This is a genomic window from Pseudoduganella sp. HUAS MS19, from assembly GCF_053615455.1.
Genome location: NZ_CM132133.1, coordinates 3,209,364 through 3,232,537, shown reverse-complemented (window position 1 = coordinate 3,232,537; position 23,174 = coordinate 3,209,364). Strand labels below are relative to the sequence as shown.

The window sequence follows — 23,174 nt, the reverse complement described above, 5'->3', positions numbered from 1 at the left end:
TAGAACACCTGGGTCAATTTTCAGTCGGCATCAGCCCTCAAAGTGGGTCAATTTTCGGTCGGCGGCAACAATCTAAATGCTTTTTGGCTTGAAGTAGCAGCGATCCCGAGCCACAGGCTGGGTCATAAATCTTGTTGACGCTGGTTTGCTTATGCATGGCCAGTTGCGCAATCAACTTAGACACATTTTGCGGCGTGAAAAATTCGCCGCCCGATTTGCCGGCGTTGGCGGCATAGTTCGAGATGAGGAACTCGTAGGCATCGCCGAACAGGTCGATATGGCTGGCGTCAAAATGCCCGAAGTCCAGCTCGGCCACACCTCTAAGTACAGCGGCAAGACGGGCGTTCTTGTCCTTGACAGTGTTGCCGAGGCGGGTGCTAGTAGTATCAAAGTCAGCGAACAGGCCCTTGATGTCGCGTTCAGAAGCGTAGCCATTGGCAGACGCTTCGATGGCCGCAAAGATAGTGGCCAAGTCGGTATTCAAGCTCTCGTTGGTGTGGGCACTGGCAGCCACTTTGGCAAACAGCTGACTGGATAGATGAAATAGCCCTTGGTCTTGATCGCGTCGTCTTTGATTTCCGGGGTGATGACGCTATCGGTCAGCGCGGTGTAATTGACGCTGTCGTCGCCCCCTTCGATATAACTGGCGAAGTTCTCACTGATGAAGCGATAGAACAGGGTTCCCAGGACATACTGCTTGAAGTCCCAGCCGTCGACGGCGCCACGGACATCGTTAGCGATTTGCCAGATTCGGCGTTGCAGTTCGGCGCGTTGTTGGGCGCTGGTCATATTACTGTTCCTGTTTTGATAGAGTTTGCATTGCCATTCCACCTTAAGTGGATATGACTTTAGTCGGATTTGTACGTGCGGCTGTGATAATTTGGCAGAACGCATAATTCTACGTGCTTACCGGCAATTGAGGCAGTGCGTGTAATCGCCTACTTTTGCCCATCAATCCCGCTTCAGGGCGGCCATCCCAATGTACGTCGCCAATCGAGACCGAAAAACAAAAAAAGCCCGCTTGCGCGGGCTTCGATTTTTTGGCCGGTTCGATGGCGGGTAGGACCAACACATCATTTAACGCCATAGTGATTCTGGCGGAGAGAGGGAAATTCAAACTGTCCCAACCTGCCAAGCCATCAGCCCTCGCCCCGCTTCAGCGAACCTTCAACGAGAAACCAATTGCTGATGGCGATATGAGCTCAATGCCGAACAAGCCACGGCAAAACCCTTAGATTACCGAATCGGACAAACGGCACTGATTCTCGAAACTCCGTACTTTTTCCGTACATTTCGCTTCAGCAACAAAAAAGGCCCGCATCGAATTTATGTAGGCCTTTGATTTTACTAAATAAATTTGGTGGGAAGTGCAAGTTTCGAACTTGCGACCCCTGCAGTGTGAATGCAGTGCTCTACCCCTGAGCTAACCTCCCGAAGTGGCGCAATTATAGACTAGGGTTGCGCCAAACACAAGTTCCCTTGACCGCTTTATCGAGGCCATCCAACAGCGCGATGTGCTCGGCTTCTTCCGCTTCGTTTGCGCGCAGTACCTTGACTTCGGCCAGGGCGATCTCGGCCATGGCGATACCGCTGCCGGTTTCCTCGATGACGATGTCCATGCCCAGGCTGTTCTGGCCACGGGTCATTGCCAGATAAACATCGGCCAGCAACTCCGCGTCAAGCAAAGCGCCGTGCAGCTTGCGGTGGGCGTTGGAGATGCCGAAGTGTTCGCACAATGCGTCCAGCGAGTTGCGCTTACCGGGGCGCATTTCCTTCGCCTGCACCAGGGTGTCGATCACCCCGTTGATGTGAGAATCGAAGGTTGGCAGCTTGAGCAGGTTGAACTCGTGGTTCAGGAAACCAAGGTCGAACGGCGCGTTGTGAATGATGACTTCGGCGCCCTGAATGTACTCGCGCAGTTCTTCTACGACTTCGTGGAAGCGCGGTTTATCGCGCAGGAATTCCGTCGTCAGCCCGTGCACCGCCAGTGCGCCCTCTTCCGAATCTCGCTCTGGATTGATATAGCGGTGGAAGTTATTCCCGGTCAGCTTGCGCTCGAACAGCTCAACGCAGCCAATTTCAATGATTCGGTTACCCTGTTTCGGGTTAATGCCGGTAGTTTCGGTATCGAGGACGATTTGACGCATAAATTCACGAGTATGTTCGTAGCAAGCGGCGAAGTATAGCAGGCCTTACTTGCGGCGCACCGATTCCACGCCCAGGTTCGCCAGCTGGTCGGCGCGCTCGTTGCCCGGGTGGCCGTTGTGGCCTCGCACCCAACGCCAGTCGACGCTGTGCACTGCCTGCGCTGCGTCGAGCGCTTGCCATAGGTCGGCGTTCTTCACCGGCTCCTTGGTCGAAGTCTTCCAGCCACGCGACTTCCAGCCGTGAATCCATTCGCTGATGCCCTTTTGGACGTACTGGCTGTCGGTGTGCAGGACTACTTCGCACGGGCGCTTAAGGGCTTTCAGCGATTCGATCACTGCGGTCAGTTCCATGCGGTTATTGGTGGTATTCAGCTCGCCGCCGAACAGTTCCTTCTTGGCCTGGCCCGCGATCATCAGCGCGCCCCAGCCGCCGGTGCCGGGATTGCCCTTGCATGCACCGTCGGTGTAAATCTCTACTTTATCCATCGAGTCTTTCTTTGTGTTTGTTGGCGGCCGGGACAGGCACGCCCGCCTTGGCCGTTTTCTGTTTCCAGGCCGGGCCGATCAGGCGCATGCCTTTCACGCGTTTGATCGCCTGCACCATGTAGACCGCACCGAAATACGGCCAGTAATTGGGGCCGGCCCGGTCCATGAAGTTATAGCGCGCCAGCCAGCGTTCGGTGCGGCAGGCCGGCGCATAGCATCCAAGATGCGTGTGGCTGACACCCATATTCAGCAATTTTAGCCAGTCTTTGATGCGCGGCATGGAGATGAACTCCCCTGCCCTTGGCAGGTAGTCAGATCCTGTCATGCGGCCGCTTAACTGGCGCAGGCCCCACAGGCTGGCTGGGTTGAAGCCACAAACGATTACCTGCCCCTCTGGAATCAGCACCCTCTCCACTTCGCGCAACACCTGGTGCGGCTCGGCTGAGAATTCCAGCACGTGCGGCAGCACCACCAGGTCCATGCTGTTCGTAGCAAACGGCAGTTCCACGCTGTCCAGCGTAACCGCCACCGGACGGCTGCTACCGGACTGGCGCGGGTGCAGGCGGATATCGGCCAGCCACTGGTGCGGCATGCGGTTGGCCGCCAGCGCGTCAATCTGCGGCATGCCTATCTGCACGGCGTTGAAGCCGAAGATATCAGCAACCATCTTGTCCAGGCATGCCTGCTCCCAGGCGCGCACGTATGCGCCAGGCGGTGTTTCCAGCCATTTGTCGAACGCTATAATGGATTCGTCGGATGTTGCGCTATCCATGCATTCCCTTTACTGAGCCCATGAGCAAACCTGTTTCTGTCCTGACCGTCCCCGCCTTCAAGGATAACTACCTGTGGCTGATCCACGATGGCCGCAACGCGGCAGCAGTCGATCCCGGCGACGCAGCGCCTATCCTTGCCGCCTTGTGGGAGAACGGCCTGACACTTACCGCCATTTTACTCACCCATCACCACGCTGACCATATTGGCGGCGTGCCGGGGCTTTTGGCCCAGTTCCGGGTACCGGTTTTTGGTCCCCGCCATGATGGTATCGCAGCAGTGACCGTGCCGCTGGGCGAAGGCGACAAGGTGGAGGTTCCGGGGCTGGACCTGTCACTACGTGTACTCGACGTACCAGGCCATACGAGCGGCCACATCGCTTATGTCCGCGAGGGAGCCGAACCGTGGGTATTCTGCGGCGATACCCTGTTTGCCGGCGGTTGCGGGCGCCTGTTCGAAGGTACTGCGGAGCAGATGGTCAATTCACTCGGCAAGCTGGCGGCGCTGCCGGCGGCCACCAAAGTGTTCTGCGCCCATGAATACACCCTGTCCAACCTGCGTTTTGCCAGTGCGGTGGAACCGGGAAATGCCGCTCTTGGCGCCCGGGTGGCGGCCGATACTGCGACGCGCGAACGAGGCCAGCCGACAGTGCCGAGCACCATCGGCCTGGAACGTGCAACCAATCCATTCTTGCGTTATCGTGAGCCTGAAATCGCGGCCCGCTTGCGCGCGGCCGGCAAGCTGGATGGCAGCGAGCCACCGGTTGCCGTCTTTGCTGCGCTGAGGGAGTGGAAAAACAACTTCTGACTTGAGGAGATTTATGCAAACCGTCCGCATGTATGTTGATCCCATCAGCCCTTTCGTGTGGCTGGCAACCAAGCAGATTGCCCGCATTGAGGCGGCGGGTGTGCAGCTTGAAATGGTACCTGTTTTGTTTGCCGCGATGTTGAACAAGCATGGCCTGGTGGGTCCGGCGGAGGTGCCGGCAAAGCGCGTGCTGACTTTCCGCGATGTGATGCGGCAGGCGGCGGCGCAAGGGCTGGAGTTTGCGGGGCCACCGGGGCATCCCTTCAATCCCTTGCCGATGCTGCGCATGGCGACGGCGATCGGCGGCCGAGCGGAGCGGATTGCGTTCGTAACTGCGGTGATGGCGGCTACCTGGGAACTGGGGCAGGATGCGCAGGACTTCGCGGTATTGGCACGCGTGGCGCGTGATTGCGGGCTGGATGGCGATGCTCTTGTCGCAGCGGCGGGGACGCCGGAGGTCAAAGCGGAACTGGCGCGCGCGACCGAGCAAGCCATTACTGACGGCATATTTGGCGTGCCGAGTTTTGTCTACGAAGGGGAATTGTTCTGGGGTGCGGATCGGATCGAAAGCCTGTTGCGCCGGATTGCGGGCCATCGTATCGATGAAGCCCGCTTGCAGGAGTTTCTGGACAGACCGCCGCTGGCTTCTCGCCAGAACAGATAGGCCTGGGTCTGCCCCATAGGGGCAGACCCGGTTTAGCGCTTTAGATCTCTTCGTACAGCGGCAGCGTCAAGAACTCTTCAAACGCCTCCGAAGTCGACATCTTTTCGAAGATCTGCGCGGCGCGGTCGTATGCAGGTGTGGCGCCGTCCGGAGCGGCGGCCTTCACCTTCGGTAGTTCTTCGGGAATCATCGCGCGCACCATGTCGGCGGTCACCTTACGGCCGTCTTCCAGCACGCCTTTCGACGAACGGATCCACTGCCATACCTGCGAGCGCGAGATTTCTGCAGTCGCCGCGTCTTCCATCAGGTTATGGATCGGCACGCAGCCATTGCCATTCAGCCAGCTGCCCAGATAGTGGATGCCGACGTTGATGTTGTAGCGCAGGCCGGCTTCGGTAATCGGCGCTTCCGGCTTGAAGTCCAGCAGTTCGGCCGCGCTGACTTCCACGTCCGGACGCTGTTTGGCGATCTGGTTCGGCGCATCGCCCAGCACTTTCCTGAACTCGCCCATCGCCAGCTCGACCAGGCCCGGGTGGGCTACCCAGCCGCCGTCGTAACCGTCGGTCGCATCGCGCGCCTTGTCGTTGCGCACGCCGCCCATCGCCACTTCGTTCTTTTCCGGATCGTTCTTGATCGGGATCAGCGCAGCCATGCCGCCGATCGCCGGTGCATTGCGTTTGTGGCAGGTCTTCAGCAGCAGCAGCGCGTAGGCGCGCATGAACGGCGAAGTCATGGTGACCTTGGCGCGGTCGGCCAGGCAGAAGTCCTTGTCCAGCTTGAACTTCTTGATGCAGCTGAAGATGTAGTCCCAACGGCCGGCATTCAGGCCGGAGCTGTGCTCGCGCAGTTCGTACAGGATCTCGTCCATCTCGAAGGCGGCGAGGATGGTTTCGATCAGAACGGTGGCCTTGATGGTGCCTTGTGGCAGGCCCAGTTCGTTCTGGGTCACCACGAAGATATCGTTCCACAGGCGGGCTTCCAGGTGCGACTCCATCTTCGGCAGGTAGAAGTATGGGCCGGCGCCACGTGCCAGTTGCTCTTTCGCGTTGTGGATCATGAACAGGGCGAAGTCGAAAATGCCGCCCGAAACACGCTTGCCGTCGACAGTCACGTGCTTTTCGTCCAGGTGCCAGCCGCGCGGACGCACCACCAGGGTGGCGGTCTTTTCATTCAGCTTGTAGGACTTGCCGTTCTGTTCCAGGGAGATGGTTTTGCGGACAGCGTCCTGCATATTGATCTGGCCGGAGATCTGGTTGTCCCAGTTCGGGGTATTCGAATCTTCGAAGTCGGTCATGTAGGAGTCGGCGCCGGAGTTCAGCGCGTTGATGACCATCTTGCGATCGACCGGGCCGGTGATTTCCACGCGGCGGCATTCCAGGGCCTTGGGAATCGGCGCGATCTTCCAGTCGCCATTGCGGATATGGGCGGTTTCGGCCAGGAAGTCCGGGCGCTCGCCGGCATCAAGGCGCTTGGCGCGCTCAACGCGCTTGGCCAGCAATTCCTGGCGGCGCGGTTCGAATTCGCGGCTCAGCTTGGCCACCAGGGCCAGTGCCTCCGGGGTCAGCACGCGCTCGAAACCTGGCTTGATTTCTCCGGTGATTTGCATACCTGCTGGCAGAGTGATGCTCATGGTCTTTCTCCGTTAATGATGATTAGTGTTGTGATTCGATGTTTTCCAGTATATTGACTAAAAACATAGAGAAACAAGACTAAAAAGCACTTCATCTGTGCGTTTTAGTCATAAATGAGGTCTTATGGGTCAGTTCAGGCAAATTTCCACCTTTGTAGAAGTGGTCAACCGCGGCAGCCTGTCGGCGGCAGCGCGCGCGGAAGGCATCGCACCCGCCGTTATCGGGCGCCGCCTCGACGCACTGGAGCAGCGGCTCGGCGTCAAACTGCTCCAGCGTACCACGCGCAAGCTGGCGCTGACGGACGAAGGCGCCGCCTTCCTTGAGGATTGCCAACGCATCCTGGTCGAACTGGAAAGCGCGGAAGCGGCGGTGGCGGAACGTAGCGCGCGCGCCACGGGGCACCTGCTGATTTCCGCACCGGCGGGTTTCGGACGCCTGCATGTCGCCCCGCTGGTTCCCTCTTTTTTAGCGGAGCACCGTGACGTCGCGGTGACGTTGAACCTGAACGACCGAGTGGTTGACCTGATTGGTGAAGGCGTGGACGTGGCGATCCGCATTGCCTCGATGTCGGATTCCAACCTGGTGAGCGTGAAGCTGGCCGACAACCACCGGGTGGTCGTCGGCACGCCAGCCTATCTCAAACGCCATGGGGTGCCGAAGACGCTGGATGACCTGTCCAAGCACAACTGCATGACCATCAGCAGCGAAGGAAGCCAGCGCGGCTGGACTTTTCGGGAAGGCGATAAAAACGTGACGCTTAAAATCGCGGGCAATATGAGTTGCAACGACGGGGCTGTGTTGCACGACTGGGTATTGGCCGGCAAAGGCCTGGCCTGGCGTTCAATGTGGGAGGTAGGCGCCGATATTGAAGCGGGACGCTTAAAACCGGTGCTCAGTGAATATTCCGCACCCGGCAATGATATTTACGCGGTATTTGCGCAACGCCGCCACCTGCCATTCCGCATCCGCGCCTTCGTCGATTTCCTGCGTCACACCTACGCCGCACCCGGCTACTGGCGCAAGGGCTGAGCCCGTGTCAACCTTGGGGTCAGACCCTTTGCTTGCCATGCATGGCAAGCAAAGGGTCTGACCCCAAGGTTGACACGGGCTGGAGTGTAGGGGCGAAAAAAAAATCCTCCGAATCGGAGGATTTTTTATCGTTTTGATCCGTCTCGATTACAGAGGCTGGATGTTCGACGCCTGCTTGCCTTTTGGGCCGGAGGTCACGTCGAAGGACACGCGTTGGTTTTCCTGCAGCGACTTGAAGCCGGTGCTTTGGATAGCCGAGAAGTGAGCAAACAGATCTTCGCCGCCTTCATCAGGGGTAATGAAGCCAAAACCCTTTGCGTCGTTGAACCATTTTACGATACCAGTTGCCATTACAATTCCTATTACAGTTAAATGAGCTTTACGCCCGTGATACCGTTTGAACCCAGTCACCTGAATCTAAACGATCCGCCATTATACCGAAATACCTGTTAAAAACACGCCGCGATGAAAATTAATTCACGAGTGCCAAAGCAGGTCCCGAACATGTATGGCTAACTATAGACAAGATTTATCAATCTTGTTTGATAAATATCAATCGTGCGCGGCAATTTTCCCCGCGCCAAAATCCTTGTCGGCCCTTTGCAACAGAGCGGAAACGGCAGAATCGATGCCAACCCACGGTGCCCCGCCTTCCATGACGGCGCGCACCATCTGTTCGATGCGGCGGGCTTCGTCGCCTAACGCGGCCAGGCCAAACGAACCGGCGGAACCGGCCACACTGTGCAGTGCGTGGTGCAGTTGCTCGATATTGGACGGGACCAGCTCGGCTTGGCATCGCGCCAGGGCGTGGCGAATGCCCGCCATCCGTTCCGGAACGCTGGCGGCATATTTGTCGCGCAAGGCTTGCAGCCGGTCCTGGTACTCTGGGTCGACCGGCGTAGCCATCGCTTATTTGGTACCGAAAATGCGGTCGCCCGCGTCACCCAGGCCTGGAACGATGTAGGCGTGGTCGTTGAGGTGGGAGTCCAGCGAGGCGCAGAAAATCTTCACGTTCGGGTGCGATCTCTGGAACACTTCGATGCCTTCCGGGGCAGCAACCAGGGCCAGGAAAATGATCTGGTCGTCGCTGACGCCGCGCTTTTTCAGCACGTCGACCGCGTGCACGGCCGAGTTGCCGGTCGCTACCATCGGGTCGCACAGGATGAAGGTACGGTCGACCAGGTCCGGCAGGCGCACCAGGTATTCCACCGGCTGGTGGGTTTCCGGGTCGCGGAACACGCCGATATGGCCGACGCGTGCCGAGGGCACCAGGTTCAGCAGGCCGTCGCTCATGCCCACGCCAGCGCGCAGGATCGGCACAACAGCCAGCTTGCGGCCGGCGATGACAGGCGCCTGGATAGTTTCCAGCGGGGTTTCGATCTCGCGCGTGGTCAGCGGCAGGTCACGGGTGATTTCGTAACCCATCAGCAGCGTGATTTCTTTCAGCAGTTCGCGGAAAGTGCGCGTGGACGTTGCCTTGTCGCGCATATGGCTCAGCTTGTGCTGGATCAGCGGGTGGTCGGTGATGAACAGGTTGGGAAAGCGCGGATCTTGTTTCATGTCAATTAGGAATAAATTCGTTCAATTGCGCGCATTATCCCAGCCTCAGGCGTTTTCCACCAGCGCCCGCTGTAGAATGGCTTCACAGTTTGTTCCGTGTGGCAACCTTCCGTAAGCGCCGCCGGGCTCGCGCGCCAGGCGGCTGGCGACGAAGGTGGAACTGACAAAAGCGGGCGCATGGCGCAGCAGCAAACCGGCCTGGATCGCTAACACAATGCGCTCGGCCAGTTGGCGCGCGCCAAACTCATCTTCCCGGGCCTTGGGCAGGTCGGCCAGCAACTGGCTGGTGAAGCGCACGTAGTCGGGATTGGCGTGGCTGCCCTCGCCCAGTTCGGCGGCCAGCACTTCCAACGCCTGGCCCGATTTCGACAGGCCGCGCAGCAGGTCCAGGCACATGACATTGCCGGAGCCTTCCCAGATCGAGTTCACCGGCAATTCGCGGTACAGGCGCGCCAGCGAGCTTTCCTCGACATAGCCGCTGCCGCCCAAGACTTCCATCGCTTCGGCACCGAAGCCGGGGCCGCGTTTGCAGATCCAATATTTGCCCGCTGGCGTCAGCAGGCGTGCAAGCAAGGCCTCCGCGGGGTTGTCCATATGGTCGAAGCAACGCGCCAGGCGCATTGCGAATACCGTTGCCGCTTCCGATTCCAATGCCAGGTCGGCCAGCACGTTCTGCATCAGCGGCTGCTCTGCCAGCGGTTTGCCGAATGCGCTGCGGCGGCGCGCGTGATGCAGCACCTGGGTCAGTGCGGCGCGCATGATGCCGGCCGTGCCTAGCACGCAATCGAGGCGGGTGTGGTTGCCCATCTCGAGGATGGTCGGCACGCCGCGGCCCAGCGGGCCAAGCAGCCAGCCATAGGCGCCGGTAAATTCGACTTCGGATGACGCATTCGATTTATTGCCCAGCTTGTCCTTCAGGCGCTGCACGCGTATCTGGTTGCGCTTGCCATCCGGAAGGAAGCGCGGAACGAGGAAGCAGCTCAAGCCCGCATCGCCGGCCTGGGCGAGCACCAGGTGGGCGTCGCATTGCGGCGCGGAGAAGAACCATTTGTGGCCGGTAAGGCGATATACGGGTTCGCTGTCGGCGCCGAACAGCGCGCGTATTTCACTCGCCGCCACCGCTTCGGCCTGTGTCGTGTTGGCGCGCAGGTCGGAACCGCCCTGCTTTTCCGTCATGCCCATGCCGATCAGCGCGCCGCGCTTTTCATCAATCGGCAAAGGGCTTGGATCGTACACGCGCGACAGGATTTTCGGCAGCCAGCGTGCGGCAAGGCCAGGACTTTGGCGCAACGCCGGTACGCTGGCATAGGTCATGGTGATCGGGCATTGCGCGCCGTTTTCAACCTGGCCGAACAGGATGTAACGGGCCGCACGCGCCACCTGCGCGCCGTGGTGCTGATGCTTGCCTTCCCAAGGCGAGGCGTGGGCGCCGGCCGCGATCATCAGCTCCATCAGCTTGTGCCAGGCGGGATGAAACTCGACTTCGTCGACCCGGTGCCCGGCGCGGTCGAAGTTCCTCAGGATAGGGGGGTGTTCGTTGGCCTGGCGCGCCAGCTCCTGCATCTCGGCGGTGCCCAGTTCCGCGCCCAGCTCCATCAGCGAAGCAATCGCGAAAGCGCCGCCTTCGCGCTCCAGCGCTTCGCGCAAGGCGGTGTCGCATGTGAACAGGTTGACGTTTACAAACGGGCTCACCTGGTTGAAAACCTCGTGCGTGTCGAAACGGTTCATGTCGCCCTCCTCAGCTCCTCTGTAACCCGAGGCTAGCGCAAACTTTCAGCAGTAGCAAGGTTGGCGTAAAAATGAAACTTTGCTTACTAAAGCATCAAACTTCTACTGCTTTCATATAAAACTGATCTCGGGCAACAAATTTCCTAAAAACATGGACTAATGTTGCTCTTTTTCATGTGTAACACGAGGTTTAAGTGATACATTTCCCCCTGGTTACGACCCGAAGAGAAAGAATCGAGCGCAACAATGCTTTCCTGCTCCCCAACAGTGCTTGCTACATCATCCCACCATGAGGCGAACCTCCTGCTCGAGGAAGCGGGTGATGTGGTGTTCAGGCTGAACCTGATGGGACAAGTCCTCTTCGCCAGCCAGCGCGCCATCAATTTATTACGGAATGGCCAGATTCTTGATGGCCAGCCCTTGCTTGCCTTTGTCTGCGACCTGGACCATGCTGCGCTGAAGGCGGCCCTCGCCGCAGCCATCCAGGCCGGCGGTGCTTGCCGCACTGAAGTCCGCCTCAAAACTCCCGAGCAGGAAATCTGGTTCGAACTGCGTTTTAGCAGTTACGCCATCGGCAACAAGGCCCATGAGCTGCTGGTGGTTGGCCGCGACATGACGGCCCAGCATGCAAGCGAAGAACGCCTGCGCCATATGGCGACCCATGACGGCCTGACCGAACTGCCGAACCGCCTGCTGTTGTCTGATCGGCTACGCGTGACCATCGCCCAAGCCCGGCGCTCCGGCCAGGGCTTTGCGGTGGCTACCATCGGCCTCGACAGCTTCAAGAAGGTGAATGATGGCCTGGGCCATCCGGTTGGCGACGCAGTATTGAAAATGGCCGCGGCGCGCTTGCGCAAGACCCTGCGCGACAGCGATACGCTGGCCCGCGTCGGCGGCGACGAATTTGTGGCCGTGCTTCCCGGCACCTACAACGAGGCGCAGATCAAGCTGGTGACCGGCCGCCTGCTCGCCACCTTGCAGTCGCCGTACGAGGTGGAGCAGCATACAATTTATATCAGCGCTTCGCTTGGCGTCTCGGTGTATCCCGAACACGCGGAAGACGAGGTACGGCTGGTTGCACTGGCTGATGCCGCCATGTCGCGCGCCAAGGAAACCGGCAAGGCCCGCTGCGTGGTCTACAGCCAGCGCCAGAGCGGTCCGCCGGAACACGACATTTCGCTGGAGGCGGCCATGTTCCAGGCCGTGCGCGAGGGTGAATTCCTGTTGTACTACCAGCCTATCGTCAACTCCGGCACACGCGAAATCGAGGGCTTCGAAACCCTGATGCGCTGGAAGCACCCTACCCTCGGCATGGTGCCGCCGGCCCGTTTCATTCCGATCGCGGAAACCAATGGCCTGATCAACCTGCTCGGTGCATGGGCGCTGAAGTCGGCCTGTGTGCAGCTGAAGCAGTTCCAGGATGTGGCCAAGCGGCCGTTATATATCTCTGTCAACATCAGCCCCCGTCAGTTCCGCAACGACAAATTCCTCGATGTACTCGACAATGCACTGGCCTTCTCGGGCCTGCCTGGTGAACAATTGGTCTTAGAGATTACTGAAGGCACACTGATGATCGATCCGGCCCACGCCGAAACGATCCTTGCCAGAATGGCCGAACGGCGCGCCCGTATTGCAATCGACGACTTTGGCACCGGCTACTCCTCCTTGTCCTATCTCAAGCGTTTCCCGATTTCCGTCCTGAAGATCGACCGCACCTTCATCCGTGACCTGCCTGGCTCGGAGAAGGATGGCGCGATCTGCAACGCCGTGCTGGACCTGGCGAAACACCTGGACTTATCGGTCGTTGCGGAAGGTGTCGAGACCGACGAACAGTTGCATTACGTCGAACAGCGCGGTTGCCAGTATGTACAGGGCTTCCTGACAGGGCGCCCCATGGCCGCACACACCGCCATGGCGGCGCTTAAAGAGCGTACCTATGCATCCCTGATGACTGAGGAACCGCGGCAGGTGGCCCAATGAGCGCATTGGGCGACCAGACCCTGGCCACGCTATGGGAGCGCACGCGCCAGCAGGGCGACATGCCTGGCTTCGCCAAGGCCATCACCGCCATCCTCGGCGCCATGCGCGGCGAAGACGATAAAGAGTTCGACATGGCGCGCACCGTGCTGTCGGACCCTGTGCTGACGCAGAAGGTGCTGCGCCTGGCCAATAGCGGCATGTACTCCGCCTTCGGCCAGAAGATCAATACCGTCAGCAAGGCCATGCTGGTGCTGGGCACGGAGGCCATTGGCCACCTGGCCCTGGGCCTGAAACTGATAGAAGAACTGTCCGTGGTGTCACCCGATTCCGGCCTGGCCCATATCGAGATGGAGAAGGCTGTCCTGGCAGGTATCGTCGCCCGCGAAGTGTCGGCCACGGCGGAGAACCGCCATGGCGAAGAAGCAGTCGTCTGTGCCATGCTGCAAACCCTGGGCCGCATGCTGGTCACCTTCTACATGCCGGAACGCTGGACCGCCCTGCAGCAGGCCGCCGGCGAAGGCAAGGAAGACGGCGCCGCAATTGAAATGCTGGGCCTGAGCCTGCAGGATGTCGGCCGCGCCGCAGCCGTGCACTGGGGCTTGCCTGAAAACCTGCAGTCGGGCATGCGCACCCTGGCGCCGCCTGCCGACGACCTGCCGGCCGAGCCGCTCAGCCCGCAAGATTGGGTGGCGGGCGTTTCGACCATGTCCTGCATCTGCGCCGGCGCGCTGTGGAATGACAATGAAGAAGGGGCTGCGGAAGTCAGGCGCATCACCGCCCGTTATTCGTCCATGATCGGGGTCAGCACCGACAAGCTGGCCTTGGCCATTGAGCAGGCCAAAGTCGTTGCAGCAACCGACTTGGCGATTGCCCCGCTGTCCAAGCCGGCTGAACGCCGTGCCAGAGCAATGGCGCAAACGCGCCAGCGCGCTGCCGGCAATAGCATCCTTCTTAGCGGCTTGTCCGACATGCGGGATTCGCTCGACACCGCGAGTCCGGGCCAGATGGTATCGATCGCGCTGGAAACCGTGTTCAAGGGCCTGCAGTTCACCCGGGCGGTGGCATTCGTGCGCAACCGCCGCGAAGGCAAGTATGCGGCGCGCATGTGCCTGGGCGAAGGCGTGCGCGAGCACTTGCCGGCCATGCGATTTGCCGATACTTACGAACCGAATGTGTTCCATGCGGCCCTGAGCAGCGACCGGGTGATCTTCATCGACAATGCGGCCGACCCGAAATTTACGGCCAAGCTGCCGCCCTGGTGGCGTGACACGCTGAGCGATGCGCGCAGTTTCGTCATCCTGCCGCTGTGCTCCAATGGCCAGCCGACCGGCTTCCTGTATGGCGACTGGGACGATTCCTTCCCTGCCATCCACCTCAGCCCGACAGAATTCTCCCTGCTGAACGACATCCGCTCACTGGTGGTGAAGGCGGCCGAGCGCCGCCACCAGATCGGCGCCGTCCACCGCGCTGCCTGAGCGTTACCGCTGCCAGCGGTAGCTTAGCGTGGCAGCCACAGCACCAGCTGCCACCAGTCCCGACGCCACGTAAAAGATGAACTGCGGCCCCACGTTCTGCCAGACAGGCGTCAGCGCCAGGCTGCCGATACTGCCGCCGACGCCGTACGAAATGCTGATGTAAAGCGCCTGCCCGCGCGCCTGCAACGGGCCACTGAACCAGCGCTGCATGGTCTGTACCGATGCCGAGTGGTGCAGCGCGAAGGTTGCCGCATGCATCACCTGCGCCGCCACCAGCAAGGCCAGCGACTGCGCCCCGGCGCCGATCAGCGCGAAACGCACAACGCCGAAAGCGAAGCAGGCATACATCAGCCGCCTGGCGCCCCAACGCCGGAACAAGGGTGCCTGGTAGTAGAAGCACAGCACCTCCGCCACCACGCCCACCGACCACATAAGGCCCGTCACAGTCTTGCTGTAGCCCTGTTTTTCCAGGTAGAGCGAGTAGAAGGTGTATAGCGCCGCGTGGGCGGACACCATCAGGGCGGTTGATGCGAAGAATGCCAGCACTTCCTTCTTGCGCAGCACGGCCAGCAATGCCGGCGGCTTGCCGGCATGGGTCAGGCGCGGCACGTCTTTCAGGCGGAAAGCGGCGCCCAGCACGCATACCAGCAGCGCTGCGCAGAACCAGACCAGCGCGCTGGTGCCTTGCCAGTCCATCAGGAACGAGGCCAGCATCACTGTGACGATGAAGCCGATCGAACCCCACAGGCGGATGCGCCCATAGTAGGTCAGGTCGCCACGCATCTCGGACAGCATCAGCGCTTCGCACATCGGCCCTTGCGCGCTGGTGAAAAGATTGAGCAGCACCATCGCGGCGAAGAAATGGGCGAAGGTGGAACCGAAAATGAAACCGGAGAAGGCAACCAGCGCCGCCACGCCGGTCAGGCGCAGCACGAATACGCGCCGCTCGGAATGGTCAGCGACATAGCCCCAGAGATTGGGGCCGAAGATCCGCAGCACCTGGATCAGCGACATCAGGACGCCGATCTGCGCTACCGACATCCCCCTGCCCTGAAAATACAGGCTGGCGTAAGTCGAGAAGGTGCCGGCGTAAGCGTAATAACAGAAGAGGAAAAGCGCGAATCCGAAAGCCTGGGGTGGTAACACGCCTATTTCGACGCTTTCGAGATGTCCGGCGTGGAAACTTTTACGTCACCGCACTGCGCCCGATGCATCAGCGCGTGGTCCATCAGCACCAGGGCAAGCATGGCCTCCGCAATCGGGGTGGCGCGGATGCCGACGCAAGGATCGTGGCGGCCGAAGGTTTCCACCATCACGGGGTTGCCTTCCTTGTCGATCGAACGGCGCGCCGTGCGGATCGAGGAAGTCGGCTTGATGGCGATCGACACGGTGATGTCCTGGCCGGTCGAAATCCCGCCAAGTACGCCACCGGCGTTGTTGCCGACAAAGCCTTCCAGGGTCAGCTCATCGCCATGCTCGGAACCGCGCTGCGCCACGCTGTCGAAGCCGGCGCCGATCTCGACACCCTTCACCGCATTGATGCCCATCATCGCATAGGCGATATCCGCGTCCAGCTTGTCGTAGATCGGCTGCCCGAGGCCGACTGGCACATTGCGCGCCACCACGTCGATGCGGGCGCCAATGGAATCGCCATCCTTGCGCAGGCTGTCCATGTAATCTTCCATGCGCTCGATCAGGGCCGCGTCGGAGGTGGCGGCGAAGAACGGGTTTGAAGGCACGTGCTCAAAACTCTCGAACGGCACTTCGATTTCACCCAGCCGGCTCATGCAGCCGGCAAACTCGGTGCCGTACTTCTCCTTCAGCCATTTCTTGGCAATGGCCGCCGCACCAACCACCGGGGCGGTCAGGCGCGCCGACGAACGGCCGCCGCCGCGCGGGTCGCGCACGCCGTACTTATGCCAGTAGGTATAGTCGGCGTGACCGGGACGGAAACTCTCCGCGATATTGCCGTAATCCTTGCTGCGCTGGTCTTCGTTCTTGATCAGCAGCGCGATCGGGGTGCCGGTCGTCACACCCTGGTAGACGCCGGACAGGATCTGCACCGTGTCGGGCTCCTGGCGCTGCGTCACGTGGCGCGAAGTTCCAGGCTTGCGGCGATCGAGCTCCGGCTGGATGTCCGCTTCCGTCAGCGCCAGGCCCGGTGGGCAGCCGTCGATGACGCAGCCAATTGCAGGACCATGGGATTCGCCAAAGGTGGTGACGGTGAACAGCTTGCCAAAGGAATTACCGGACATGATGACGATGAAGAAGGTGAATAATAGCGGGAGAAACTACCCATTCTAACCCGTTATGGCAAAACCCGCAGGAAGTAGCTTATTTAACTACAACTTTTGCGAAACTTGCACACCGCTATTCGTTAACTTCCATGAAAGTGTTTTAATGGTCGTTCTCAGGAATAATTCGCTATATACTAAGTTGTAAGAACACCGAGACCCCTTGGAGAAGCGACACATGCCCCCTTCGATCACGGCGCCGGACGGCAGCCACGACGATCAGGACGATCTGGTTTTCTTAGAAGAGCATACGGCTCAGCCAGCTCTCCCCACACAGCGCAATGTCTGGCGCGTGATGATCATCGATGACGACGAAGACGTCCATTCGACGACGACGTTCGCCCTTGGCAACCTGGACATGCAGCACCGCCCCCTGGAATTCGTGCACGCCTATTCCGCCGCACAGGCGCGGGAGATGCTCAAGCACGAACAGGAAATCGCCGTGATCCTGCTCGACGTAGTCATGGAGCAGGATGACGCCGGTTTGCACCTGGTGCGCTATATCCGCGAAACGCTGAAACTGGCCGATGTCCGTATCATCCTGCGCACCGGGCAGCCCGGCTACGCACCCGAGATCGATGCCATCCGCGACTTCGACATCAATGATTACAAGACCAAGTCCGAGCTGACGCGCATCAAGCTGTTCACCACCGTGACTGCCGCCATCCGCTCCTACGAGCAAATCCGCAACATCAACGAAAGCCGCCGCGGCCTGGCGCGCATCGTCCATTCCAGTACGGAGCTGATGGCGCTGCACGGGGTACAGAATTTCGCCTCCGGCGTGCTGTCGCAAATCGCCGAACTGCTGGGCCAGGAGCCGCACGGCGTGCTGTGTGTGCAGGAATGCCCGGATGCCGGCTGCCACGAGCTGGTTGTGATGGCCGCTAGCGGCAGCCACCACAACCTGTCCAATACGCAGCTTACGGCCAAGGAAGACCCGCGCGTGCACAAGGCGATGGAGGAATGCCTGGCCGCACGCCGCAATACCTATTGCGGCGACAGCATTGCGCTTTACTTCGCGGGCAAAGCCAGCCGCACCTTCGTGGCATTCATGGATGTTACGCGCGCACCGACCGCGCTCGAAGAAAGCCTGCTGGAAGTATTCTGCAGCAATGTGGCCGTGGGCCTTGACAACGTGGAACTGGTTTCCCACCTGCATACCGCTGCCTTCTACGACAACCTGTCCAAGCTGCCGAACCGCACCCGCCTGATCGAGATCCTCGACGCCACGCTGGCTGGGCCGGCCAAGCAGGACGCTACGCTCTGCCTGGTCGACCTCGACCACTTTGCCGAGACCAATGATGCGCTGGGCCACGAATTCGGCGACCTGCTGCTGTCCGCCGTGGCGGCGCGCCTGCAGAACAGCCTGGGCAAGCAGCTGACTGTGGCGCGCATAGGCGGCGATATATTCTGCGTGCTGGGCGATGCCGGCCAGGTCAACCCGGCCAATATCATCGGCCTGTTCTCAGCCCCGTTCAGCATCGACGGGCAGGACGTGCAGTTGTCGGCCACCCTTGGCCTGGTACGCTTGTTGGAACACGACGGCAGCGGCGCCGATGCCCTGAAGGATGCCGATATCGCGTTGAAGCGGGCCAAGACCCAGCAACGCGCCGGCCACTTCTACTTCTCGCGCAGCATGGGTGTCGAGATCCGCGAACGGGTGCGCATGATGCACGCCCTGCGCACCGGCTTCAGCCAGAACCAACTCTTTGTCGTCTACCAACCGCAAGTCGACCTCGGGACGCGCCGCCCGATGGGCGCCGAAGCCTTGCTGCGCTGGCAGACGCCGGACGGCAAATTCGTGTCGCCCGACCGCTTCATCCCCATTGCAGAGTATTCGGGCCTGATTATCGACCTGGGTGAATGGGTTATGCGCACCTCAATGCAGGAACTGGTGGCCTTGCGCGCGGCCGGCCATACCGAGTTCACCATGTCGATCAACGTGTCGCAGGTACAATTCCGCCACCCGCACTTCATGGAAACACTGCGCAATGCCCTGCACGATACGGGCGCGCCGCCGGAGTATGTGGAACTGGAAATCACCGAATCGATGGCGATGGAAGAACCGGACATGCTGATCAAGATGCTGGCACAGATCAAGCAGACCGGCGTCACGATTGCGATCGACGATTTCGGCACCGGCTTCTCTTCGCTGTCCTACCTGCAGCGCCTGCAGGTCGACCGCCTGAAGATCGACCGCGCCTTCGTCACCGAGATTACCAATTCGGCGCGCGGCAGCAGCATTGCCGAAATGGTGGTGCAACTGGGGCGCAACCTCGGCCTGGCCGTCATTGCGGAAGGGGTGGAAGACGAGCGCCAGGCGCAAATCCTGCATACCCTGGGCTGCCCGCTGGGCCAGGGCTTCCTGTTCGCCCGCCCGATGACCGGCGAAGCGCTTTCAGGCTGGCTCAGCGATGACGCCATGGCCGGCGTCGCCTGAATAAAAAAAATGGGGACGTACCCCATTTTTGAGCTGCGAAAAATGGGGTACGTCCCCATTTTTTTATTTCAGCTTTCCGACTTTTCTTCTTCCTCGGCCGGCCAGTCGCGGATGTATGCCTTCAGCATGCGGTTCTCGAAACTTTGCGCTTCCAGCACGGCGCGTGCCACGTCGTAGAACGAGATCACGCCCAGCAGCGTCTTGGCATTCATCACGGGCAGGTAGCGCGCGTGCTTTTCCAGCATGATGCGGCGCACCTCGTTGACTTCCGTATCGGGGGTCACGGTGATCGGGTGGTCATCCATATGCTTGCGCACGGTACCGCCGCCGACCGAACCCTGGTTCGCGTGCAGCGCCTTGAGCACTTCGCGGAACGTGAGCATGCCGACCAGGTCACCGTATTCCATCACCACCAGCGAGCCGATGTCCTTTTCGGCCATGGTGTTCGCCGCTTCGACCAGCGGCTGGTCCGGAGTGATTGTATAGAGGATGTTCCCTTTGACTTGGAGGATTTCAGATACTTTCATTTTGGGCCGTCCTGTCCGGTGGTGATTATGGTTTTATTGTAAGCCTTACCATCGAATTTAGCGTATGCCAAGCGAAAAATCCAGAGTTGGATTAATCAAAACTCAACAGTATTCACAAGCTAAATAACACGATAGCATGGCAACCATGACAACGCCAAATTATCCCGGGTTCGATACCCTCGCCCTTCATGCAGGCGCCACGCCAGATCCGGCCACCGGCAGCCGCGCTACCCCTATCCACTTCACGTCCTCCTTCGTTTTCCGCGATTCGGACCATGCGGCGGCCCTGTTCAATATGGAGCGGGCCGGCCACGTGTACTCGCGCATTTCCAACCCGACCAATGCGGTGCTGGAGGAACGCATGGCCGCGCTGGAAGGCGGCGTGGCGGGCATTGCCGCCGCCAGCGGCCAGGCCGCCATGCACCTTGGCCTCGCCACGATTGCCGGCGCGGGCTCGCATATCGTCGCGTCGCGGGCACTGTACGGCGGCTCGCACAACTTGCTGGGCTATACGCTGAAGCGCTTCGGCATCGAGACCACTTTTGTCGATCCGCGCGACCTGGACGCCTGGCGGGCGGCGATCCGGCCCAACACCAAGGTGCTGTTCGGCGAAACGCTGGGCAATCCTGGCCTGGATGTGCTGGACATCCCCAAGGTGGCGGCGCTTGCCCACGACGCCCACTTGCCGCTGATGGTCGATTCGACTTTAACCACCCCTTACCTGCTGCGCCCATTCGAGCATGGCGCCGACCTGGTATTCCATTCCGCCACCAAGTTCCTGTGCGGCCACGGTACCGCGATCGGCGGCGTCCTGGTGGACGGCGGCACTTTCGACTGGCAGGCGGCCTACGAGGCGACCGGCCGCTTTGCCGAGCTGTGCGAGCCGTATGAGGGTTTCCACGGCATGGTGTTTGCCGAAGAATCGACCGTTGCGCCGTTTGCACTACGGGCCCGGCGCGAAGGCTTGCGCGATTTCGGCGCCGCCATGAGCCCGCACAACGCCTTCGCCATCCTGCAAGGGGTGGAAACGCTGGCGCTGCGCATGGACCGGCATGTGGCCAATACGCGCCGCGTTGCCGAATTCCTGCTTGCCAATCCGGCAGTCGAAACGGTGGTCTACCCGGAACTGGAGAGCCATCCGGACCGCACGCTGGCCGCCCGGCTGCTGCCCAAGGGCGCCGGGGCCGTGCTGTCGTTTACGTTAAAAGGCGACCGCGCAGCCGGCAAGCGCTTTGTCGATAGCCTGAAGGTGTTTTCCCACCTGGCCAACGTGGGCGATGCCCGTTCGCTGGTGATCCACCCCGCTTCCACCACGCATTTCCGCGTGCCGGCCGACCAGTTGGCGGCCTCCGGTATTGCGGAAGGCACCATGCGGCTGTCGGTCGGCCTGGAAGACGCCGGCGACCTGCTGGAAGACCTTGCGCGCGGGCTCAAAGCCTCGCAGAAGGGAGCATGAACATGATGTTCGGCGACTCCTACTGCTATACGGGCGGCAAGGCGTTTGACCCGGCGCTGCCGACGGTGGTCATGATCCACGGCGCCCAGAACGACCATTCCGTCTGGGCGCTGCAATCGCGTTACCTGGCCCATCACGGCTTTGGCGTGCTGGCGGTGGACTTGCCGGGCCATGGCCGCAGCCGCGGCGCCGCGCTGCGCAGCGTAGAGGAAATGGCGGGCTGGCTGCTGTCGTTGCTGGACGCGGCCGGCGCCGGTAAGGCTGCGCTGGTCGGGCACAGCATGGGTTCATTGATCGCGCTGGAGGCGGCCCACCAGGCGCCGCAGCGCATCACGCATATTGCGCTTCTTGGCGCCACTTATCCGATGAGGGTGTCCGATGCGCTGCTCAACGCAGCACGCGAAGCCGAGGGCGATGCGATCGACATGGTCAACATCTGGTCCCATAGTTCCTGGGCGCAGAAGCCATCCTGCCCGGGGCCCGGATTCTACGTCGGCGGGATGGCGAAGCGGCTGATGGAGCGCATTTCCGCGCAAGGCGAAGAGCTGCTGTTCCATACCGACTTCACCGCTTGCAACGGCTATGCCAATGGCGATGCGGCGGCTGCAAGCGTGCGCTGCCCGGTGCAGTTCATCTTCGGCAGCAAGGATATGATGACGCCACCGCGCAGCACCAAAGCGCTGCTGGCGGCGCTGCCGGGCGCAAAGACCGTGACGGTAGATGCCGGCCACCAGATGATGGCCGAGCAGCCGGACGCGGTGCTGGACGCGCTCCTGGCCTTCCTCCGCTAAAGCCGCCCTCAGGCCAGGCCGAAATGCTCGGCCAGGGTGGCGCCCAGCCCGGATTCCACCGCGGTTTCGACCTGACGTGCCAGGGTGGCCGCATCGCGGCTGGCCTGGCGGTCGATCTCGTCATCCGAGTCGGCCAGCACGCCGGCATTGAGCGACTTGTCGCCGAACACGAACAGGCGGTAGACGTCGGCCACGGTGACCTTGTGGACGTTGGCCAGCAGCACCCAGTTGTCGGCCCCTTCACTGACCCGCTTGCCGAACTGTACGCGCGGCGGTGGTGCAATCTTGACCTTCGCCACCCAGCCGGGAACCAGCATCTTCTCCAGCAGCGCGTCCATCTCATCGAATCCAAGCCTGGTGCGGCCCCGCATTTCGGCCGCACTGACAGCCGCGTTATCGCCCCGCTCCCGCGCCTCGTGCAGCACTTTCAGCACCGCCATGGCATCGACGAATTCACCGCCCGGCACCGCTTCATGCCACCAGCGTTCATACTTCACCACCGGCAGCGCCGCTGTCAGCAAAGCGCCCAGCAGGGTAATCAGCCAGGAAACGTAAATCCACAGCAGGAACAAGGGCAAGGCTGCCAATGCACCGTAAATCTTTGAATAAGCCGGCGCCTGGGTAATGAAGATCGCGAAGCCGCGCTTGGCCAGCTCGAAGGACACCGCCGCCAGCGCACCGCCACAGATCGCATCGCGCCAGTCCACCATCCGGTTCGGCACCGTGATGTAGAGGAATGTGAAGGCCAGGGTGGTCAGCAGCACCGACAACAGCGTATAGAAAATCGGCCCGGTAATGGATCCCACCAGGCCGCTGGTGGCGTCGAACAGATGGGTCGAGAGGCTGATCGACACGCCGATCAGCAGCGGGCCGAGGGTGATCAGCGCCCAATACACCAGCACCCGCCGTACCAGGCGGCGCTCGGTCTTCACGCGCCAGATGCGGTTGAAGGCGCGCTCGATCATGCTCATCATCGCGACGGATGTCAGCACCAGCGTGACCGCGCCGACGGCCGACAGGCGCGTCGCCTTGGCGGCGAACGTGGTCAGGTAGCCCAGGATGGTGCTGGAAATCGCCTTCGGCATCACGCTCTTGATGAAATACGCTTCCAGCGCCGTGCGGAAGGTATTGAACATCGGAAAGGTGGTAAAGATCGCCAGGGCGATCGTCAGGACCGGCACCAGCGCGAAAACGGTGGTAAACGTCAGGCCACCCGCGACCTGGGGCAGGCTTTCTTCGCGCAGGCGGCGGCGGCCGAACTGGATCAGGTCGTGCAGCTCGGCCCAGGACAGCGCACGCAATTCAGCCACGCCTTTGGTGCAGGCGCGCGCGACGTTGGTGTAAAGGGACTTGAAAACCATCAGTGAAGCTTATTAGTCATGCAACTT

At 60.8% G+C, this 23,174-nt stretch carries 22 protein-coding genes and 1 tRNA gene; 8 read left to right on the top strand and 15 right to left on the bottom strand.

Annotated features, from left to right (window positions below; genetic code table 11):
• Positions 1–37: 37 nt before the first annotated feature.
• The 6 genes from ACWBU6_RS14795 to ACWBU6_RS14770 all read right to left on the bottom strand — a co-directional run bounded on the left by ACWBU6_RS14795 (position 38) and on the right by ACWBU6_RS14770 (position 3,405).
• Positions 38–484, bottom strand: a complete 447-nt coding sequence (locus tag ACWBU6_RS14795) for an N-6 DNA methylase (RefSeq protein WP_452644061.1) — start codon at positions 482–484, stop codon at positions 38–40.
• On the bottom strand, positions 481–789 hold the full coding sequence (locus ACWBU6_RS14790; RefSeq protein ID WP_452644059.1) for a type I restriction-modification system subunit M N-terminal domain-containing protein: 309 nt from the start codon (positions 787–789) through the stop codon (positions 481–483). Before ACWBU6_RS14790 ends, ACWBU6_RS14795 begins: the two co-directional genes overlap by 4 nt.
• A gap of 569 nt (positions 790–1,358) precedes the next feature.
• Positions 1,359–1,433, bottom strand: a tRNA-Val gene (locus ACWBU6_RS14785).
• Positions 1,434–1,445: 12 nt separating this feature from the next.
• The gene (dnaQ, locus tag ACWBU6_RS14780) at positions 1,446–2,147 is read right to left on the bottom strand and encodes a DNA polymerase III subunit epsilon (RefSeq protein WP_452644057.1); all 702 of its coding nucleotides are present in this window, start codon (positions 2,145–2,147) and stop codon (positions 1,446–1,448) included.
• Between the two features lie 45 nt (positions 2,148–2,192).
• Positions 2,193–2,633 carry a ribonuclease HI gene (gene rnhA / locus ACWBU6_RS14775; protein WP_452644055.1) on the bottom strand — a complete coding sequence of 147 codons (441 nt, stop codon included), beginning with the start codon at positions 2,631–2,633 and terminating at the stop codon, positions 2,193–2,195.
• A complete protein-coding gene (locus tag ACWBU6_RS14770; RefSeq protein WP_452644053.1) occupies positions 2,626–3,405 on the bottom strand; it encodes a class I SAM-dependent methyltransferase in 780 nt (259 codons plus the stop codon). Before ACWBU6_RS14770 ends, rnhA begins: the two co-directional genes overlap by 8 nt.
• Before the next feature lie 20 nt (positions 3,406–3,425).
• Between ACWBU6_RS14770 and gloB the strand changes: the two genes are divergently transcribed.
• Together gloB and ACWBU6_RS14760 are read left to right on the top strand one after the other, a co-directional pair.
• On the top strand, positions 3,426–4,211 hold the full coding sequence (gene gloB, locus ACWBU6_RS14765; RefSeq protein WP_452644051.1) for a hydroxyacylglutathione hydrolase: 786 nt from the start codon (positions 3,426–3,428) through the stop codon (positions 4,209–4,211).
• Between the two features lie 13 nt (positions 4,212–4,224).
• Entirely contained in the window at positions 4,225–4,875 is a 651-nt protein-coding gene (locus ACWBU6_RS14760; protein WP_452644049.1) for a DsbA family protein, read from the top strand.
• 40 nt (positions 4,876–4,915) lie between these two features.
• Here ACWBU6_RS14760 and aceB read toward each other — a convergent pair whose 3' ends face one another.
• Complete coding sequence (gene aceB / locus ACWBU6_RS14755) at positions 4,916–6,505, bottom strand: malate synthase A (RefSeq protein WP_452644047.1); 1,590 nt, start codon at positions 6,503–6,505, stop codon at positions 4,916–4,918.
• Between the two features lie 124 nt (positions 6,506–6,629).
• Here aceB and ACWBU6_RS14750 point away from each other — a divergent pair, with 124 nt between their 5' ends.
• Positions 6,630–7,535 (top strand): LysR family transcriptional regulator, encoded by a 906-nt coding sequence (locus ACWBU6_RS14750; RefSeq protein WP_452644045.1) that lies wholly within the window; start codon positions 6,630–6,632, stop codon positions 7,533–7,535.
• A gap of 147 nt (positions 7,536–7,682) precedes the next feature.
• Here the strand turns inward: ACWBU6_RS14750 and ACWBU6_RS14745 are convergent, their stop codons facing one another.
• The 4 genes from ACWBU6_RS14745 to ACWBU6_RS14730 all read right to left on the bottom strand — a co-directional run bounded on the left by ACWBU6_RS14745 (position 7,683) and on the right by ACWBU6_RS14730 (position 10,823).
• Positions 7,683–7,886 (bottom strand): cold-shock protein, encoded by a 204-nt coding sequence (locus ACWBU6_RS14745; protein ID WP_130314543.1) that lies wholly within the window; start codon positions 7,884–7,886, stop codon positions 7,683–7,685.
• Positions 7,887–8,087: 201 nt separating this feature from the next.
• On the bottom strand, positions 8,088–8,441 hold the full coding sequence (locus ACWBU6_RS14740; protein WP_452644043.1) for an Hpt domain-containing protein: 354 nt from the start codon (positions 8,439–8,441) through the stop codon (positions 8,088–8,090).
• 3 nt (positions 8,442–8,444) lie between these two features.
• Complete coding sequence (gene upp, locus ACWBU6_RS14735) at positions 8,445–9,095, bottom strand: uracil phosphoribosyltransferase (RefSeq protein WP_452644041.1); 651 nt, start codon at positions 9,093–9,095, stop codon at positions 8,445–8,447.
• Positions 9,096–9,140: 45 nt separating this feature from the next.
• Entirely contained in the window at positions 9,141–10,823 is a 1,683-nt protein-coding gene (locus ACWBU6_RS14730) for an isovaleryl-CoA dehydrogenase (protein WP_452644039.1), read from the bottom strand.
• 246 nt (positions 10,824–11,069) lie between these two features.
• Between ACWBU6_RS14730 and ACWBU6_RS14725 the strand changes: the two genes are divergently transcribed.
• Together ACWBU6_RS14725 and ACWBU6_RS14720 are read left to right on the top strand one after the other, a co-directional pair.
• Entirely contained in the window at positions 11,070–12,803 is a 1,734-nt protein-coding gene (locus ACWBU6_RS14725; RefSeq protein WP_452644037.1) for a putative bifunctional diguanylate cyclase/phosphodiesterase, read from the top strand.
• Positions 12,800–14,278, top strand: coding sequence for an HDOD domain-containing protein (locus tag ACWBU6_RS14720; RefSeq protein ID WP_452644035.1), 1,479 nt, complete (start codon positions 12,800–12,802; stop codon positions 14,276–14,278). The genes ACWBU6_RS14725 and ACWBU6_RS14720 overlap by 4 nt, the downstream gene beginning before the upstream one ends.
• A gap of 3 nt (positions 14,279–14,281) precedes the next feature.
• On the opposite strand, the gene ACWBU6_RS14715 is transcribed toward ACWBU6_RS14720, so the two are convergent.
• Together ACWBU6_RS14715 and aroC are read right to left on the bottom strand one after the other, a co-directional pair.
• Positions 14,282–15,424, bottom strand: coding sequence for an MFS transporter (locus ACWBU6_RS14715; protein ID WP_452644033.1), 1,143 nt, complete (start codon positions 15,422–15,424; stop codon positions 14,282–14,284).
• A 2-nt stretch (positions 15,425–15,426) separates the two neighbouring features.
• Complete coding sequence (aroC, locus tag ACWBU6_RS14710; RefSeq protein ID WP_452644031.1) at positions 15,427–16,533, bottom strand: chorismate synthase; 1,107 nt, start codon at positions 16,531–16,533, stop codon at positions 15,427–15,429.
• Between the two features lie 217 nt (positions 16,534–16,750).
• Between aroC and ACWBU6_RS14705 the strand changes: the two genes are divergently transcribed.
• A complete protein-coding gene (locus tag ACWBU6_RS14705) occupies positions 16,751–19,012 on the top strand; it encodes a GGDEF/EAL domain-containing response regulator (protein ID WP_452644030.1) in 2,262 nt (753 codons plus the stop codon).
• A gap of 68 nt (positions 19,013–19,080) precedes the next feature.
• Here the strand turns inward: ACWBU6_RS14705 and ACWBU6_RS14700 are convergent, their stop codons facing one another.
• Positions 19,081–19,539 (bottom strand): CBS domain-containing protein, encoded by a 459-nt coding sequence (locus tag ACWBU6_RS14700; protein WP_426161414.1) that lies wholly within the window; start codon positions 19,537–19,539, stop codon positions 19,081–19,083.
• Positions 19,540–19,684: 145 nt separating this feature from the next.
• On the opposite strand from ACWBU6_RS14700, the gene ACWBU6_RS14695 reads away from it, so the two are divergent.
• Positions 19,685–20,995, top strand: a complete 1,311-nt coding sequence (locus tag ACWBU6_RS14695) for an O-acetylhomoserine aminocarboxypropyltransferase (protein ID WP_452644027.1) — start codon at positions 19,685–19,687, stop codon at positions 20,993–20,995.
• Positions 20,992–21,786 (top strand): alpha/beta fold hydrolase, encoded by a 795-nt coding sequence (locus tag ACWBU6_RS14690; RefSeq protein ID WP_452644025.1) that lies wholly within the window; start codon positions 20,992–20,994, stop codon positions 21,784–21,786. The genes ACWBU6_RS14695 and ACWBU6_RS14690 overlap by 4 nt, the downstream gene beginning before the upstream one ends.
• Positions 21,787–21,794: 8 nt before the next feature.
• Here ACWBU6_RS14690 and ACWBU6_RS14685 read toward each other — a convergent pair whose 3' ends face one another.
• Positions 21,795–23,147 (bottom strand): YihY family inner membrane protein, encoded by a 1,353-nt coding sequence (locus tag ACWBU6_RS14685; protein WP_452649509.1) that lies wholly within the window; start codon positions 23,145–23,147, stop codon positions 21,795–21,797.
• Positions 23,148–23,174 lie beyond the last annotated feature (27 nt).